Here is a 15,199-nt window from a genome sequence, read left to right as displayed (position 1 = left end):
GGGAAAAATAATGATAGGTTTTTAGATGATTAACATATCAGATCGATTGCGGATGAGCATCCCCACAGTGCAATTATTCCATAGACTGCAACACAACCTAATGCTGCAATCCCTCCAGCAAAAATGGATAGCGCACAAAGCTCAGCTGCACCCCATCCGGACATATACATGCACATATTACCAACATAATCCGTACAGGACCATGCCATAGGGGTAATCTCTTCTGTTGCTTCTCCTTGCTTTTGTTTGATTAATTCATAGATGTCTTCTTGAGAATAGGTTTGCCCATCCTTAATGATTTTACCATCTGCTGTCAGCTCAATTTCTACAGTATCAGTAGCATTGCATTCTTCGCAGTCGTTTATGATCCGTAGTGTTGTAGTATCACCGTTTTGAATTGTTTCATAAGTAGTAGCCTGTACTTTCTCAGCTTTAGTGTCAACTCCGTAAACCACAAGTTTTGCATTGCCATTTTGATCAACCTCACTTGTAGAAACCAAGGCAATCTCTTCATGACCTTCAACGACACCGTACTTCAAAGAGTTGCCTTTGGAAGTAAACGCGTTGTTAAGAGATTTCGATGATTTGGCAATAATCCCGTTGACCTCTTTAATTTGAGATGGGGTAGCAGCTTTGTAGCCCTCAGGCAGATCTGGCGACTTTGCATTAACAGAAGAACCGGTTGGGGAGAGAACCATTACGAATAAAAATGCGAACAGTGAAAATACAGTAAATGCTTTTTTCATTTTTTTACCTCCTTATATTTGAAGGATCTATCAACGTGACGGGCCAACTGTCAGAGATTTGAAGACTACTTCGAGAATATTCCACTATGGAACAAAAGCAACCCTCCTTTTAAAGTGACTGCTCGTTCTTCTGATATTTACAAAGAATCTCTTACATAGTTATAATGAATCTAACTGTTTTCTTTGTATAAACAGAGGAAAGAGCGCTAAAGAGTCGATTCCGATGGTGCCCGCCAAAGCTCATATGGAATCGACTCTTCTTTATTGAAAACAGGAGGGCGCTTTCTTCATTGCCGACCTGTTTGCAATCGTTGATCTAGCATTCTGGCATACATTCGAGATGTAGAAGCGGCGGTTGCTTTGTTTTTAACTAGAGAAGCATCGTCTACAACTCCTTTGAATCAATAAATGTAATATAACATCTTATATCCCAAATTATAGTAATTTAAATTAAGAAAATCAATAATTAATTGGTAATTAAGTAAAAATTAACCTTATATAAATTTAAAGTTGATATGGATTTCGGGAAGCGCCATATCTAGGAATCTACAAATAGAATCTCTAAATGATGGATATATAATCGGTAACTGGTAATTCACTATAACAAATTCAAGAAAGAGGTTTCCCATCAACCAGTGTACGAAGGCATGGAGGTGCTTTTTTAGTGAATCGTCCGCAGAGTGTCGTTCCTGATGCTATTGATTTTACGAACGCTGCTTTTCCTTTTACAGCGTCGACCACGCACGGCATATTTGCCGGAGCCCAGCGCCTGCATTGGCATCATGCTTTGGAGCTCAACTATATTCAGAGCGGGACCGGATTTATTCTGATCAACGGGATGAAGCTCCAGTTTCAGCAGGGGGATATCATTTTCATCAACAGCAATGATCTTCACCGGGCGTATGAGACCGAGAATCTGGTGATGGATGTCATTATGTTCGAGCCTTCGCTATTATCCATTGACCTCAAGTTCGATCCGGATCTGATGGCTCCCTTCCGTTCGCTTGGAAACATGGAGAGGCAGTCCCCCGTGCACGATGAATTGGCTCATCTGCTGGGGCGCATGATGGAAGAGTATCAATCCCGAGGTACCGCTTATATGAGCCTGATCCGTTCGGATCTTATTCGATTCCTGAGTTTGGCGAACCGCCATCTGTCGACTCCGATTCAAGCGAACAGGCCGATCAAGGGTAGGGGAATGCATGCGTTAAAAGAAGTCCTGCGCACGATGGAGCTTCAGCTGGACTACAGCTGGACGCTGCAGGAGCTGTCGGACTTAACGCATCTGAGCCCTTCCCGGTTCAGCACTCTGTTCCAGCAGGCGGTCGGCACTTCACCGCACCATTATCTGATTCAGCTGCGCTTGACGCATGCCGTGCACTTGCTAGAGACGACGGACCAGAAGATTATCGAGATTGCGGAATCCTGCGGGTTTCGGAATCTGTCTAACTTCAATCGTCTGTTCAAGCAGCATGTCGGTGCATCGCCAAGCGAAATTCGGGAGCGTGCTTATGCAGGCAGTCCCGTGATCCCTTCCACTACAAAAACCAAGAAACAGTAAGATAGTATCACTCCTTGATCGTATAACAGTAGATGGATGTCAGTGGAAGCGGTATCTTAAATATATACCACCACATGACGCCGCTGTATGGCGGGTAGGAGTGAAGTGCATGAGTTTGTATCTGGGTGTAGATGCCGGCGGTAGTAAGACACACGCCGTGATCTGCGATGAGCAAGGGAACATTCTTGGCAAGGGAGCGTCTGGGAACGGCAATCACCAGATTCACCGTGAACATGCGGCCCGTAACATTGAGGAAGCCTGTAATGCGGCTCTTCAAGAGGCTGGAGTTGCCAAAGAAAATATCAGTTATGCTTATTTTGGCTTGGCCGGAGCAGATCGGGAAGCCGATTACGAGATCCTGCGTCCGATGATTGGGGCTCTCGGTTATCCCAAGCACGATATCGCATGCGATACCATTATCGGGATGAGGGCTGGAACGAGCCGTCCGTATGGCGCCGCATTGATCTGCGGTACGGGCTTCAACAGCGCGGCCCGAAATCGTGCGGGAGAAGAGCTTCAGTATGGAGGTTTTGGCTTCTTGTATGGAGACGGATACGCGGGCGGTTCCGGATTTGCCACGCTGGCTTTCCGGGCAGTCATTCGGGCATGGGATGAGCGGGGACCGGCAACCTTATTGACATCGCTCGTGCTAGAGCAGATGGGATACACGTCTGTAGAACCGATGTATGAGGATGTCCTCTACGGTAAGACAAAGGTTCCGCCAAGCCTGGTGAAGACGCTGTTCCAGGCAGCTGAAGCAGGTGACGAGGTGGCAACCCGAATTCTTGAGAATGAAGGCGAAGAGCTGGCTAATGCGGTATGTACGCTGATCCGGCGGCTGGACATGACGGATGAAGCCTTTGACATTGTTTATATCGGCAGTGTGCTGAACAGGCCGAATAGCTCGATCCTGACGGATGCGATCGAACGGATTATTGCGGTCCGGGCACCACATGCGAGCTGTGTAAGACTGACATCCGATCCGGTTTCCGGCGCGCTTCTCTGCGCGATGGATGCCGACGGTCATGCTATTGATGCACAGGCGGAGGCCAAACTAAAAGCATTTACGTTTGAGCAGGTAACCACAGCCTGATCAGTTTATCGTTTTGAATAGAACCTGATAAATACGGATTGATATCATACCTTGGAGGCGATTAATGTGGCAGCAGGATTGAAGATAGCGGTCATCGGGGGAGGTTCCTCCTATACCCCGGAAATTGTTGAAGGTTTCATTCGCAATTATGAGCAAATGCCGATTCGCGAATTATGGTTCGTTGATATTGAAGAGGGCAAGCATAAGCTGGAGATTGTAGGCAATCTAGCGAAACGCATGGTGAAAGAATCGGGCCTGCCGATAGAGGTTCACCTGACACTGGATCGCAGACAAGCGATTGCAGGTGCCGATTTTGTGACGACCCAGATGCGTGTCGGCTTGCTTGCGGCACGTAAACAGGATGAGCATATTCCGATTAAACACGGCGTTATCGGTCAGGAGACGACGGGTCCTGGCGGCATGCTGAAGGCGCTGCGCACGGTTCCGGTGATTCTGGACATTTGCCGTGATATCGAGGAGCTGGCACCGAATGCATGGATGCTGAACTTCACGAATCCGGCGGGCATTGTTACCGAGGCGGTTGCAAAGCACAGTAAGGTGAAATCCGTTGGTCTGTGCAATTCGCCAATTAACTTTCAGAAGTTCCTGGCGGCCGAGTACGGCGTGTCGGAGAAGGACGTTCTGGCCGAGTTTGTCGGAATCAACCATCTTCACTGGGTGACGTCGGCTATCGTTAACGGGGAAGAGAAGATGCCGGAGCTGCTGGACGGCGGCAAATCGTATACGGCGAAGAACGTGCCGACCTTCGGCTGGGATACGGACTTTATCCGCTCGCTTGGAGCGATCCCGACGTATTATCTTAAATATTTCTACATGACCGATACGATGTTTGCGGATATGAAGGCATCGCTGGAGAAGGACGGAACCCGAGCGGATGTGGTCAGCCGGGTTGAGCAGGAGCTGTTTGAGCTCTACAAGGATGAGAATTTGGCCGTGAAGCCGAAGCAGCTGGAGCAGCGGGGCGGCGCTTACTATTCCGAAGCGGCAGTTAACCTGATGACGTCCATCTACAATGACCGCCATGATATCCAGACATTGAATGTCGCAAACGGCAATATCTATGACTTCCTGCCTGCGGATGCCAGCATCGAGATCAACTGCGTGGTAACGGGCCAAGGGCCGATTCCGCTTACACCGCAGAACGTGCCTTCCCATGTTAAAGGACTGATGCATGCGGTGAAAGTATATGAACAATTGACGATTGAAGCGGCCATTACCGGTGATCGCGGAATTGCGCTGCAAGCGCTGGTTCACCATCCGCTGGTACCTTCCGTAGGTGTAGCGAAGCAGCTGCTGGGTGAAATGCTGGAGGCGAACAAAAAGTATTTGCCTGCTTTTTTTAAGCCGGAGACCGTGCAGTGAACCGAAATGAATCTCAAACGTGAGGTTATGATATAGAGCCATGCAAGCCCCTCTTCGTATTGAAGAGGGGCTTTATGGATATGAGTTGCCGAAATCATGAATGATATGAATTTTCGGATTGGATCTTCATTCCTGTCACATCTGGGTATCCTCGCCCGTCATACCCGTATAAAACCGAAAGGGTGATGACGGATGCTAAAATATGATGTAGCCATTGTAGGTGGAGGTGTAGCCGGTTTAACAGCCGCTATCTATGCGGCAAGAGCCGGGAAGCAAACGATACTCGTTGAAAAGCAGGAACGTCTAGGTGGTCGGGCCATGACCCATAAGAAGAAGGGAGCCTACTTCAATCTGGGCGGGCATGCCTTATACCATGGAGATGCCCTTTCAACCTTTCGCGAATTAGGGCTTCAATTGCGGGGAGGTCAACCTTCGATTGACGGGTACGGGATATGGAAAGGGAAACTAAGTCCGTTACCCATGGGCGTGAAATCCCTATTCACTACCCCACTATTAACCTGGAAGGGCAAGATGGAGCTCGGTGCCTGGCTTGCGAAATTAGGTAAACTGGATACGCAGCTGTACGACAACATGAGTTTGCGCGAATGGATTGAAGGTAACGTGCAGGATCCCATGGTACGAAATTTATTTTATTCGCTATTGCGTACAGCGAGTTATGTGGTAGCCCCTGACCTGCAGGCCGCCGGTCCCGTACTGCAGCAGCTTAAGCACGCGCTGAAGGGGGTGCTGTATCTGGATCGGGGCTGGGGAGCCATGGTCGATGAATTAAAACAAAAGGCTCTCGAGCAGGGAGTTCAAATCGTAACGAAGAATAAAGTGATTTCAGTTGATCATCACGAGGGAAGGGTACGGCATGTCCTATGCGGGGATGGCATGAAAATAGAAGCAAACCATATTATTCTTACCACACCGCCAGCTGTTGCTCACGAACTGGTGCCTCATGCAGAAGAAACTGCCCTTCATACTTGGAAGGAGCAGGCGGTCGAAGTGACAGCGGCTTGCTTGGATGTAGCCCTGCGTCGTCTTCCGGAACCGAAGCAGCAGTTTGTGTACGGCCTCGATCAAACCGTCTTTCTCTCGAATCAATCCCGAGCGGCTTACCTCAGTGAAGATGGCGCACAAGTCATAACCTTGCTGAAGTATCAGGGCAAGGAGAAGGATGCAAGAAGGGATTTGCAGGAATTAGAAGAAACCTTAGACTTGGTGCAGCCGGGTTGGCGCAACGAGCTCGTTGAGAAACAATACCTTCCTAACATCACGGTCTGCCACGATTTTATGCATGTGAACCGCCAAGAGAACCCGGGTCCAGCGGTCCCGGAAATCATCGGGTTATATGTAGCGGGAGAATGGGCAGCGCATGGCGAACTCTTGGTTGATGCTGCAACCGCAAGCGCCAAACGGGCTGTACAGCATATACTCTCGCTTGAAAGTGAGGCAAGGATCCCGAATGATGAGCACAGAGTCATTGTATAAAACCTATCGATCCGCTCTTTTCTCGTTAGCTTACCGAATGCTGGGAAGTGTGATGGATGCGGAAGATATCGTGCAGGAGGCTTTCATCAGTTATAACCAATTGCCCCACCCGGAGGATATTCGCAATGAGAGAGCGTTTCTGTACAAAATCGTAACGAATCGTTGTTTGGATCTGCTGCGCTCTTCTGCCAAAAAACGCGAACTGTACGTCGGCCCTTGGCTGCCAGAACCCCTGATCGAGAATATGGCGTCAGAGACGGACCCATCTCATATCGTAGAGCAGCAAGGGTCCATCTCTACAGCGTACCTGCTGCTCCTTCAGCAGCTCAACGCGGTGGAAAGAGCCGTGTTCCTTCTTCGTGAGATTTTCCATTATTCCTATGATGAAATAGCTGAAATTCTGGGAAAAAGCAGCGCCAATTGTCGTCAAATCTTCCGCCGTGCTAAGGGCAGCCTTCATTTTGTTCCTGATCAGAATCCATTGATTTCGGTGGCGGAGGAGCAAATCAAGGAATTTGTAGACTCCCTTTTACAGGGGAACACGAATAAGCTGCTGTTGCTGTTAAACGAGAATGTTGTGTTCTACTCGGATGGCGGCGGTAAAGTCAGAGCGGCGCAAATTCCTGTGGTTGGAGTCCATAAAGTGATCCAATTGCATTTGAACCTGCTTAAAATGTATGAAGGGAAATATGTATACTCTTATCTTACCGTCAATGGTCTGCCGGGAATGCGGATCCAGTTGGATAACGGAGTCCAATTTATTTATTCTTTTGCTTTTAAAAACAATCGGATCGAAGCGATATATACCGTGGCAAATCCAGATAAACTCAGGCATATACAGTTGCCGTGATATAAAAAACAGGGCCGGTTTTAAGATCATAGGATCTTAAACCGGCCCTGCTGCTGTATCAGGTTAAGGAAATAATCCGTTATACCCCGGAATAAGCCATGAAGCCGCCGTCTACGGGAATCACCGTTCCGGTGACGAACCCGGAGGTCTGATCATCCACAAGCCAGAGCAGGGTGCCGAGCAGATCCTCCGGCACGCCAAACCGTCTCATGGGGGTATGGGAGATGATTTTATGAGAGCGCTCGGTTAATGAACCGTCACTATGGGTCAGCAGATTGCGGTTCTGCTCGGTCAGGAAGAAGCCTGGCGCAATCGCGTTCACGCGAATGCCGGATTCCGCGAGATGAACGGACAGCCACTGCGTAAAGTTGTTAATGGCTGCTTTGGCTGCGCTATACGCCGGAACCTTGGTCATCGGGCTCGGTGCGCTCATGGACGAGATATTCAGCACGACGGCCCCGGGACGCCCCAGCATCCCTTCCGCAAAAATTTGCGTCGGTATGAGCGTGCCGATGAAGTTCAAATCGAATACGCTGCGGAAGCCAGGCACACTTAGCCCGAAGAAGGTTGTCAGATCCGGCTGCCCCACATCCTCCGGACGGAGTATCTCGTTGGTTGTATTCGCGTCTTTCCGGTTGCCGCCGGCTCCGTTAATAAGGATATCGCAGGGTCCGAAAGACTGGCGCACAGCCTTCTCGGCTTGCCGGACGCTTTCCACATCCGTTACATCGCAGGGAACGGCAATCGCTGTACCGCCGGCAGCCGTAATTTCGTCCGCTACCTGCTGCCCTTTCTCGGCCGTACGATTCAAGACGGCGACCTTGGCGCCTTGCCGACCCAGCTCCAGAGCCATTGCTCGGCACAGCACCCCGGAGCCGCCCGTAATGACAACCGTCTTCCCGTTTAATGATGGATGGATAGGAAGGGCTGGCGTCACTTGCGGCGTGGATGCATAGGAAGCGCCGCTTGATCCGGATTCAGAGGTACCTGTTGTATGCTTATTTACCTCACTCATTGAACGGCCTCCTTCAGCTGAGCTGCGCTGCCTGCGCGCTCCCGGCTGTAAGCGTCCCACAGCCCCCAGAGATACATAATGCCCAAGGCGCGGTCATATAGACCGTAACCCGGACGGCACTGCTCACCCCAAATATGCCGTCCGTGATCGGGCCTTACATATCCAGTGAAACCGTTATCATGATAAGCCTGCACGATGCCGGAAATATCGACGGTACCGTCTTCGGTGCGGTGGGACGTTTCGATGAAATCGCCATTCTCATAGACGCGCACATTCCGGATGTGTGCGAAAGGAATCCGGTCGTGGAACTCATGGATCATGGAGACGATGTCATTGTCCGGATTGGCGCCGAGCGATCCACTGCACAGGGTCAAGCTGTTTGCCGGGCTATCATATAGCTTGAGGAATCTCCGCAGATTGTCCTGGCTGGTAATGACCCGCGGCAGACCGAAGATCGGCCAAGGCGGATCATCCGGGTGAATGGCCATTCGAATACCGTTCTTCTCGGCAGCCGGGATGACGGCGCTTAAGAAATATTCGAGGTTGCGCCACAGATCGTCCTCGGTAACGCCGCGGTATGCTTCGAACAGGGAGGTTAGATGGGCCAAACGTTCCGGCTCCCAGCCAGGCATCGTAAGCGTGCTGTTTCGGTTGATCGTCTGAACCAGCTCCATCGGATCAGTGCCGTGGATTTTGGCTTTCTCAAAGAAGAGAGCCGTCGATCCATCGGCAGACTGCTTATGAAGATCGGTTCTAGCCCAGTCAAATACCGGCATGAAATTGTAGCAGATGACTTTGACGCCGACCTGGCCCAATTTCTCAATCGTCCGGATGTAGTTGGCTATGTACTGATCCCGGGAAGGAAGGCCGAGTTTGATGTCTTCGTGCACATTCACGCTTTCCACGACGTCAATATGAAGCCCGTACGCTTTGGCCTGGTCCGCAATTTCCTCAATTCGCTCCATCGGCCATTCCTCGCCGACAGGAATATCGTGAAGTGCCCATACGATGCCCTCCACGCCGGGGATTTGTCTAATCTGATCCAGCGAGACCGTATCGTTGCCCTCGCCGAACCATCTGAATACCATGCGCATTTCTTCACCGCCCTTTACAAGTTTAAGGAGTTAACGCAAAGCTGCTGGGAATTTTGCAGTTACGAGTGTAACGCCAAGATGAAGCCGTGACGAATAAGGGTCTTTCGCGGTAACGGCTTATTTGAAATAATCGGGATGCTTCTCTTTCAGCACGGCCAGATTGGAGATAATCAGGCTCAGATGCGCCTGCATTTCTCGTTCGGCATGATCGGCGTCATGGCGTGCAATCGCGTCCGCGATCTCCCGATGCTGCTCGTACAGGTTGGTCCAATTCGGATCGGCGGACAGCCATAACATCCGGCTTCGGTTTAGATGAGCGTTCATCTGCTGCAGCACGTTCCATGTGCCGACCTTACGGCAGCCTTCGAACAAAATACGGTGAAAGGCCTCATCCAGCTCAAACATGTGCTTGCCGTCATGCTTCTCGATGCTCTCGCTTTGCTCGGACAGATTTTGCTCCAGCTCGGCGAGTTTATCCTCGGGAAAGCTTTCGCAGGCAAGCCGGACCACGGCTTTCTCCAGCTGTTCGCGCATGAAACGCGCTTCCTCGACCAGCTCCGAATCGATGAGCGAAACGCGTGTGCCGCGCTGGGGAAGCACAACCACAAGGTCCTCCTGAGCCAAACGGACAAAGCTTTCCCGAACTGGCGTCCGGCTGACCTCGAAGGAAAGGGAAACCTCCTTCTCGGATAGAGCCGTTCCCGGCGGCAGCTCTAGACTGACAATCTGCTGTTTAAGCCGGGAGTACACGATATTTCCGGCCGATCCTGGCTGTAATCGCAAAGATTCTACCACTGCATCACCTCCTAATGTATTCCATACTACCATACTTGTATGGTAGTATGGAACTGAAAATCGAAATAAGAATCGGAGGCGATCACATGAGCCGTTTGGACACGGAAAATCTGCTCCTAAACAGCAACAGCGCGAAGAAACTCTTTTATGATTATGCGGAAGGGATGCCGATATTCGATTACCACAACCATTTAAGTCCGAAGGATATTGCCATCAACCGGCAGTTTGATAACCTGACGGAGCTATGGCTGGATGGGGATCATTACAAGTGGAGGGCGATGCGCTGGCTCGGCGTCGACGAAGAGCTGATTACCGGCAGCGCAAGCGCCGAAGCGAAGTTTATGGCTTGGGCGGAATGTGTTCCGCGATTGATGGGCAATCCGCTCTATCACTGGACCCATCTGGAACTGACCCGCTATTTCGGGATTCAAGAGCGGTTGACTGCGGATAATGCCAAGGAGATCTGGGGAGCTTGCAATGAGCAGTTGAAGGCCCCTGCCTTGCGGGCAGGCGGAATTCTGGAGAAATTCAAGGTCAAAGTGGCCTGCACGACAGATGATCCCGTCGATTCGTTGGAGTTTCATCGCGCCATTCGCAATCATGGGGAGCTGTCCACCGTCGTTGCCCCTGCATTCCGTCCGGATCGGGTCCTGGATCTCACGCACCCCGACTTCACTTCCTATGTCGAGACTATAGGAACGACGTCCAGTTTAGCTGTGGATACTTATCAAGGGTTGCTGGATGCACTGCAAGAACGGATTCAATATTTCCACGATCATGGCTGCCGCCTGTCGGATCACGGCTTCGGCGCGTTTCATTGTGAACAAGTCGATGAACAAGAGGTTGCGGACATTTACAGCAAAGCGATTAGTGGGGGCAGCATCACACCGCTTGAGGAACGGAAATATCGCACCTACACCCTGCTCAAGCTTGGGGAAATGTATCACGCCAAGGGCTGGACCATGCAGCTGCACATTGGGGCGATTCGGAACAATAATGCGCGCATGTTCGCGAAGATCGGCAAGGACAGCGGGTATGACTCGATTCTTGATTTCCATCTGGCGGAAAGCCTGAACGGATTTCTGAGCAGGCTCGATAGGAACGATCAGCTGCCGAAAACCATTGTGTACAGCCTATATTCTTCTCATTACGAAATGATTGCCACCACGATCGGGAATTTCCAGTCGGCTGGCGTTGAGGGCAAGCTTCAGCTTGGTTCCGCTTGGTGGTTCCACGATCAGAAGGAAGGGATGCTGAAGCAGCTCACCGCGTTGTCTTCCATGGGGCTGATCAGCACCTTTGTGGGCATGCTGACCGATTCCAGGAGCTTTATGTCGTTCCCGAGGCATGAATATTTCCGCAGAGTGCTGTGCCGCCTGTTCGGGGACTGGATCAGGGAAGGGGAATTGCCCGCCGATTATGAATATATCGGTGCCATTATCCAGGATATTTGCTACCGCAATGCTGAGCGCTATTTTCAAATCCATTGACAATTCCGTGCGGAGCATGAACAATGGACTTACTATATGAAAGCGTTTGCTGTTAGTCGGATAGAAGATATGTAACAGGAAGATGTGCATGAACAGGTGAGGGGGGACATACCGTGCAATGGAACCGGGCGATATTGGTGGATGACGAGGTGTTTACGCGCAAAGGGTTTCTGAAGCTGATTGATTGGGAAGCCTGCGGCTTCCAAATTGTGGATGAGGCGGACAACGGGGAAGATGCGCTGGAACTGATTGAACGGCTACAGCCGGATGTGGTCATCACCGATATCCGCATGCCGGTGTTGGATGGACTCGAGCTGATCAGGCATGTCGTCATGAAGGACATCGTGAAGCCGTATTTCATTATTGTAAGCGGATACGATGATTTCAACTATGCACAGCAGGCTGTCCGCTATGGTGTGCATGATTTCATTCTGAAACCGATTGACGAGACGGAGTTCAGCCATGCGCTGGTTCGGCTCAGCGAACGGCTGGAGTTAGACCGCGAGGCCCGCATGAGAGAAGAGAGGCTGATGTCAGGAGCCTTGATGGAATCACTCATTATAGGGGAAGCCGATGAGGCGCTGCTGCAGGAATGGGAGCAACGCCTTGAGCTCCAGCCGGAGGGTCATCTGTTCTACGTCTTTGTCGAGCGGAATGACCACCCGCTGGCTTCGAGGGCGAACGACAATGACGGTGGCAGAGCAGAATTCAAGGACAGGGTGGAAGCGGCTCTCCTAGCGATCTCGAGTGGAGAACAGCCCTTCTACCTGCATGAGCACCGCAGTCGAATCGGCATCATCGTCCCGGGCAGCATCCTGCACTCGTTCCAAGGGTGTCAGCGGGGATTTGCCAGACGCATTCAGCAATCGCTTGCCGACTCGGGCGACGAACGAGTCTTTGTTTACTTTGGTCAACCGGTTATGCAACTGTCCCACATTCAGAAGGCTTACGAAACAGCCAAAGAATCACTCCTGTACAAGTACATGTATGATGAGAGTGGCATTGTGATCCATGAGGAGGCCTCCCAGCATGCCCTTCACTACATCGGGCTGGAAGAGGGGCTTTACCAGCAGCTTCTGGAGCAGATCGAGGAGCTGCACTTCGAGAAGCTGGAAGTGACGATTCGTTTGCTGTTCGAATCCTTCCGGGAGAAGCTGTACGCTCCCGAAGCGGTGAAGACGGCAATCAACCAATGCGTGCTAGGCGTGGTCCGGGTGCTTAGCAGTATGGATGGGGATCAGAATCAAATATCCAGCCTAGAACCGATGACCGAGTGGCATGACCGTAACCTGTCGCTTCAGGGGCTGATGCGGCTGTTTACGGATTTTGCGATTGAGAGCGCAAACTATATTGCTCGTCTTCGCAAGGAGCAGCACAAGGGCGGAATTCAGAAGATTAAGGCGTATATCGAAACCCATTATCATGAGAATATCAGCCTGAAGGGCATCGCAGGGAAGTTCTATATGAACCCTGTTTATCTGGGACAGCTCTTCAAAAAAGCATATGGCATGTACTTTAATGATTTCCTGCTGCAGCTGCGCGTGAACGAAGCGAAGCGATTGCTGCGCCAGACGGATCTGCGCATCTATGAGGTGGCGGAACGGGTCGGCTTCGGCAACCCGGACTATTTCGTTACGCAATTCGAGAAGTTGGAGCGAATGGCGCCAAGCGAGTACCGGAGCCGCTTGATGAAGGAGGCTGCGTCCGAAGGGACGGATCGATGAAACCAAGCCTCAATAACGTCCGTCTGCGGGACAAGATGCTGCTAATGTATTTCCTCGCTGTATTTTTGCCCATCCTGGTCACCAATCTCATCTTCTACAACGTGACATCCGGCAGCGTGAGGGAGCAGCGGATCCAGGATATAACGGTGGCGCTTGAGCAGATGAAGAATGAGTTCCGTCGTGAAGTCGAGGACGCGCTGGAGATATCCTCCGTCTTCTACACGGACATTCAATTGAACGAGATCGTGGAGACGGTATACGATCATCCGGCTGATTATATCGAGGCCTATGATACCTATCTCCGCCGCATTTTGAATTCAGGCAGTGCTGTGTACAATTCGGTGAGCGAGATTACGGTTTATGTGGATAATCCAACCTTGCTGTATTCCGGGGGCATTAATTATATCGATGACCAGGTGAAGGAAGAAGCTTGGTACAAGGCGATCGCGGGCAAGAACGTAACCCAGCCGATCGTGATGCGTACGGGCAAGAACGGTCAATTGGACAGCTTCAGCATCATCCGGAGCATGAATTATTTTAGCTCCCAGGATGACCATGCCAAGTATCTCAAGATCGATATGCGGATGCCCTCGATCCGGCAGATCATGAGCAATCTGAATGTACAGGGCAAAGTGTACCTGCTGAGCAGCGCCGGAAATATTGAATACACCACGGATCCGCAAGTCGATGTCATACAGGGTTCCGTACCGTACAACGGCATCGTGCATGGCGACAACTTTCTGGAGTTTCATACCGATACGTTCACGACCAACAATCTGAACTCTTGGACGATCATGGCCGTGACGCCGGAGGATGTGGTGCTGCGCGACGTGCATCAGTCCCTGCGGTTCGTCATTGTGCTGACCTGCCTGAATTTTCTGCTCCCGACCCTCGTGATTGTCTGGATTAGCCGTTCTCTGAACGTACGTCTGGTACGGATACTCAAGCATATGAAGAAGGTCAAGAACCAGCATTACGACACGATCCAAGAGGCTGAGGCACGTGACGAGATCGGTCAGCTGACGGGTGAATTCAACCGGATGACCCTGCAGCTCAAGAGCTTGATTAACGACGTGTATGTGGCGGATATCCAGAAGAAGAATTTGGAGCTGCAGCGGCGGCACGCGCAATTGAACGCCCTTCAGAGCCAGATTAATCCGCACTTTCTCTTTAACGCCCTGGAGACCATCCGCATGCGCAGCCTGATGAAGGATGAGGATGAGACGGCAAAAATCATTCATAATATGGCCAAGATCTTCCGCAATTCTTTAGTTTGGAAAAAAGACATGGTGACGCTCAAGGAAGAAGTTGAGTTTATCCATTGTTTCCTTGAGATCCAGAAATACCGGTTTGGCGACAAAATCGATTATTCGGTCCATGCGCCAGCGGAAGAGGGACACCTGCAAATACCGAAGATGGCCATCGTTACTTTTGTGGAGAATGCCAGCATTCATGGCATTGAGCCGCTCAAGCACGGGGGGCGCATTGAGGTTCATATTGCACGCGAGGGACAAATTCTTATCTGCAACATTCAGGATAATGGGGCGGGCATGTCCGCAGAGCAAGTAGAACGCATCTATCGCTACCTGGATACGGAGGACGAGATGGGCGAGCGGATCGGCATTCAGAACGTGATCTACCGGCTGAAGCTGTACTACGGAAGCCGGTTCCAGTTTGAAATCGACAGCTCGCTTGGACAAGGTACCCGGGTAAGGCTGTCTATCCCCATCGAAACATAACGTCGGCAAATCCTGCTTGGCACTCCGGTTCGGAGTGACTATAAGCAGGATTTGTTCGTTAATCGGCAGGGGTGCAGTTGAGAAGGCTACCGATCTGCCATTTTTCACGACAAAAGATACGGTTCTATAGTTTTCTAAGTATCACCTAAAGATTGACGGGTGAAAATCGCTCCAGAGCTCTCTTATAATGAAAGTGCTTACAAATAAACGAGACC

General features: G+C 50.9%; 12 protein-coding genes. 8 read left to right on the top strand and 4 right to left on the bottom strand.

The window, feature by feature from the left end; all coding sequences use genetic code 11:
- Positions 1 to 29 precede the first annotated feature (29 nt).
- Positions 30 to 746 (bottom strand): hypothetical protein, encoded by a 717-nt coding sequence (locus AB4124_RS13760; RefSeq protein WP_441973186.1) that lies wholly within the window; start codon positions 744 to 746, stop codon positions 30 to 32.
- A 664-nt stretch (positions 747 to 1,410) separates the two neighbouring features.
- Between AB4124_RS13760 and AB4124_RS13755 the strand changes: the two genes are divergently transcribed.
- The 5 genes from AB4124_RS13755 to sigJ all read left to right on the top strand — a co-directional run bounded on the left by AB4124_RS13755 (position 1,411) and on the right by sigJ (position 7,127).
- Positions 1,411 to 2,307, top strand: coding sequence for a helix-turn-helix domain-containing protein (locus tag AB4124_RS13755; RefSeq protein ID WP_441973185.1), 897 nt, complete (start codon positions 1,411 to 1,413; stop codon positions 2,305 to 2,307).
- Positions 2,308 to 2,416: 109 nt separating this feature from the next.
- Positions 2,417 to 3,400 carry an N-acetylglucosamine kinase gene (locus tag AB4124_RS13750; protein WP_441973184.1) on the top strand — a complete coding sequence of 328 codons (984 nt, stop codon included), beginning with the start codon at positions 2,417 to 2,419 and terminating at the stop codon, positions 3,398 to 3,400.
- A gap of 66 nt (positions 3,401 to 3,466) precedes the next feature.
- On the top strand, positions 3,467 to 4,783 hold the full coding sequence (locus tag AB4124_RS13745) for a 6-phospho-beta-glucosidase (protein ID WP_441973183.1): 1,317 nt from the start codon (positions 3,467 to 3,469) through the stop codon (positions 4,781 to 4,783).
- A 192-nt stretch (positions 4,784 to 4,975) separates the two neighbouring features.
- Positions 4,976 to 6,277: a phytoene desaturase family protein gene (locus AB4124_RS13740; RefSeq protein WP_441973182.1), complete on the top strand. Its 1,302-nt coding sequence runs from the start codon at positions 4,976 to 4,978 to the stop codon at positions 6,275 to 6,277.
- On the top strand, positions 6,252 to 7,127 hold the full coding sequence (sigJ, locus tag AB4124_RS13735; RefSeq protein WP_441973181.1) for an RNA polymerase sigma factor SigJ: 876 nt from the start codon (positions 6,252 to 6,254) through the stop codon (positions 7,125 to 7,127). Before AB4124_RS13740 ends, sigJ begins: the two co-directional genes overlap by 26 nt.
- A gap of 79 nt (positions 7,128 to 7,206) precedes the next feature.
- On the opposite strand, the gene AB4124_RS13730 is transcribed toward sigJ, so the two are convergent.
- The 3 genes from AB4124_RS13730 to AB4124_RS13720 form a co-directional block, all read right to left on the bottom strand.
- Positions 7,207 to 8,142: an SDR family oxidoreductase gene (locus AB4124_RS13730; protein WP_441973180.1), complete on the bottom strand. Its 936-nt coding sequence runs from the start codon at positions 8,140 to 8,142 to the stop codon at positions 7,207 to 7,209.
- The gene (uxuA, locus tag AB4124_RS13725; protein ID WP_441973179.1) at positions 8,139 to 9,236 is read right to left on the bottom strand and encodes a mannonate dehydratase; all 1,098 of its coding nucleotides are present in this window, start codon (positions 9,234 to 9,236) and stop codon (positions 8,139 to 8,141) included. The genes AB4124_RS13730 and uxuA overlap by 4 nt, the downstream gene beginning before the upstream one ends.
- Positions 9,237 to 9,353: 117 nt before the next feature.
- The gene (locus AB4124_RS13720) at positions 9,354 to 10,031 is read right to left on the bottom strand and encodes a GntR family transcriptional regulator (RefSeq protein ID WP_098749386.1); all 678 of its coding nucleotides are present in this window, start codon (positions 10,029 to 10,031) and stop codon (positions 9,354 to 9,356) included.
- A gap of 86 nt (positions 10,032 to 10,117) precedes the next feature.
- Here AB4124_RS13720 and uxaC point away from each other — a divergent pair, with 86 nt between their 5' ends.
- From uxaC to AB4124_RS13705, 3 genes are all read left to right on the top strand, one after another.
- Positions 10,118 to 11,521, top strand: a complete 1,404-nt coding sequence (uxaC, locus tag AB4124_RS13715) for a glucuronate isomerase (protein WP_441973178.1) — start codon at positions 10,118 to 10,120, stop codon at positions 11,519 to 11,521.
- A 113-nt stretch (positions 11,522 to 11,634) separates the two neighbouring features.
- Complete coding sequence (locus AB4124_RS13710; protein ID WP_441973177.1) at positions 11,635 to 13,245, top strand: response regulator transcription factor; 1,611 nt, start codon at positions 11,635 to 11,637, stop codon at positions 13,243 to 13,245.
- Entirely contained in the window at positions 13,242 to 14,984 is a 1,743-nt protein-coding gene (locus tag AB4124_RS13705) for a sensor histidine kinase (protein ID WP_441973176.1), read from the top strand. The genes AB4124_RS13710 and AB4124_RS13705 overlap by 4 nt, the downstream gene beginning before the upstream one ends.
- Positions 14,985 to 15,199: the final 215 nt, after the last annotated feature.

Origin of the sequence: Paenibacillus sp. 2KB_20, assembly GCF_052115765.1 — a bacterium.
GTDB lineage: Bacteria > Bacillota > Bacilli > Paenibacillales > Paenibacillaceae > Paenibacillus_AQ.
This window is presented reverse-complemented; position numbering and strand designations above follow the sequence as displayed.

What these genes read in the sequence shown, in the direction of transcription:
- AB4124_RS13760 (WP_441973186.1), bottom strand. Translation starts at nt 746, where the DNA reads ATGAAAAAAGCATTTACTGTATTTTCACTGTTCGCATTTTTATTCGTA.
- AB4124_RS13750 (WP_441973184.1), top strand. Translation starts at nt 2,417, where the DNA reads ATGAGTTTGTATCTGGGTGTAGATGCCGGCGGTAGTAAGACACACGCC.
- AB4124_RS13740 (WP_441973182.1), top strand. Translation starts at nt 4,976, where the DNA reads ATGCTAAAATATGATGTAGCCATTGTAGGTGGAGGTGTAGCCGGTTTA.
- sigJ (WP_441973181.1), top strand. Translation starts at nt 6,252, where the DNA reads ATGATGAGCACAGAGTCATTGTATAAAACCTATCGATCCGCTCTTTTC.
- AB4124_RS13730 (WP_441973180.1), bottom strand. Translation starts at nt 8,142, where the DNA reads ATGAGTGAGGTAAATAAGCATACAACAGGTACCTCTGAATCCGGATCA.
- uxuA (WP_441973179.1), bottom strand. Translation starts at nt 9,236, where the DNA reads ATGCGCATGGTATTCAGATGGTTCGGCGAGGGCAACGATACGGTCTCG.
- uxaC (WP_441973178.1), top strand. Translation starts at nt 10,118, where the DNA reads ATGAGCCGTTTGGACACGGAAAATCTGCTCCTAAACAGCAACAGCGCG.
- AB4124_RS13705 (WP_441973176.1), top strand. Translation starts at nt 13,242, where the DNA reads ATGAAACCAAGCCTCAATAACGTCCGTCTGCGGGACAAGATGCTGCTA.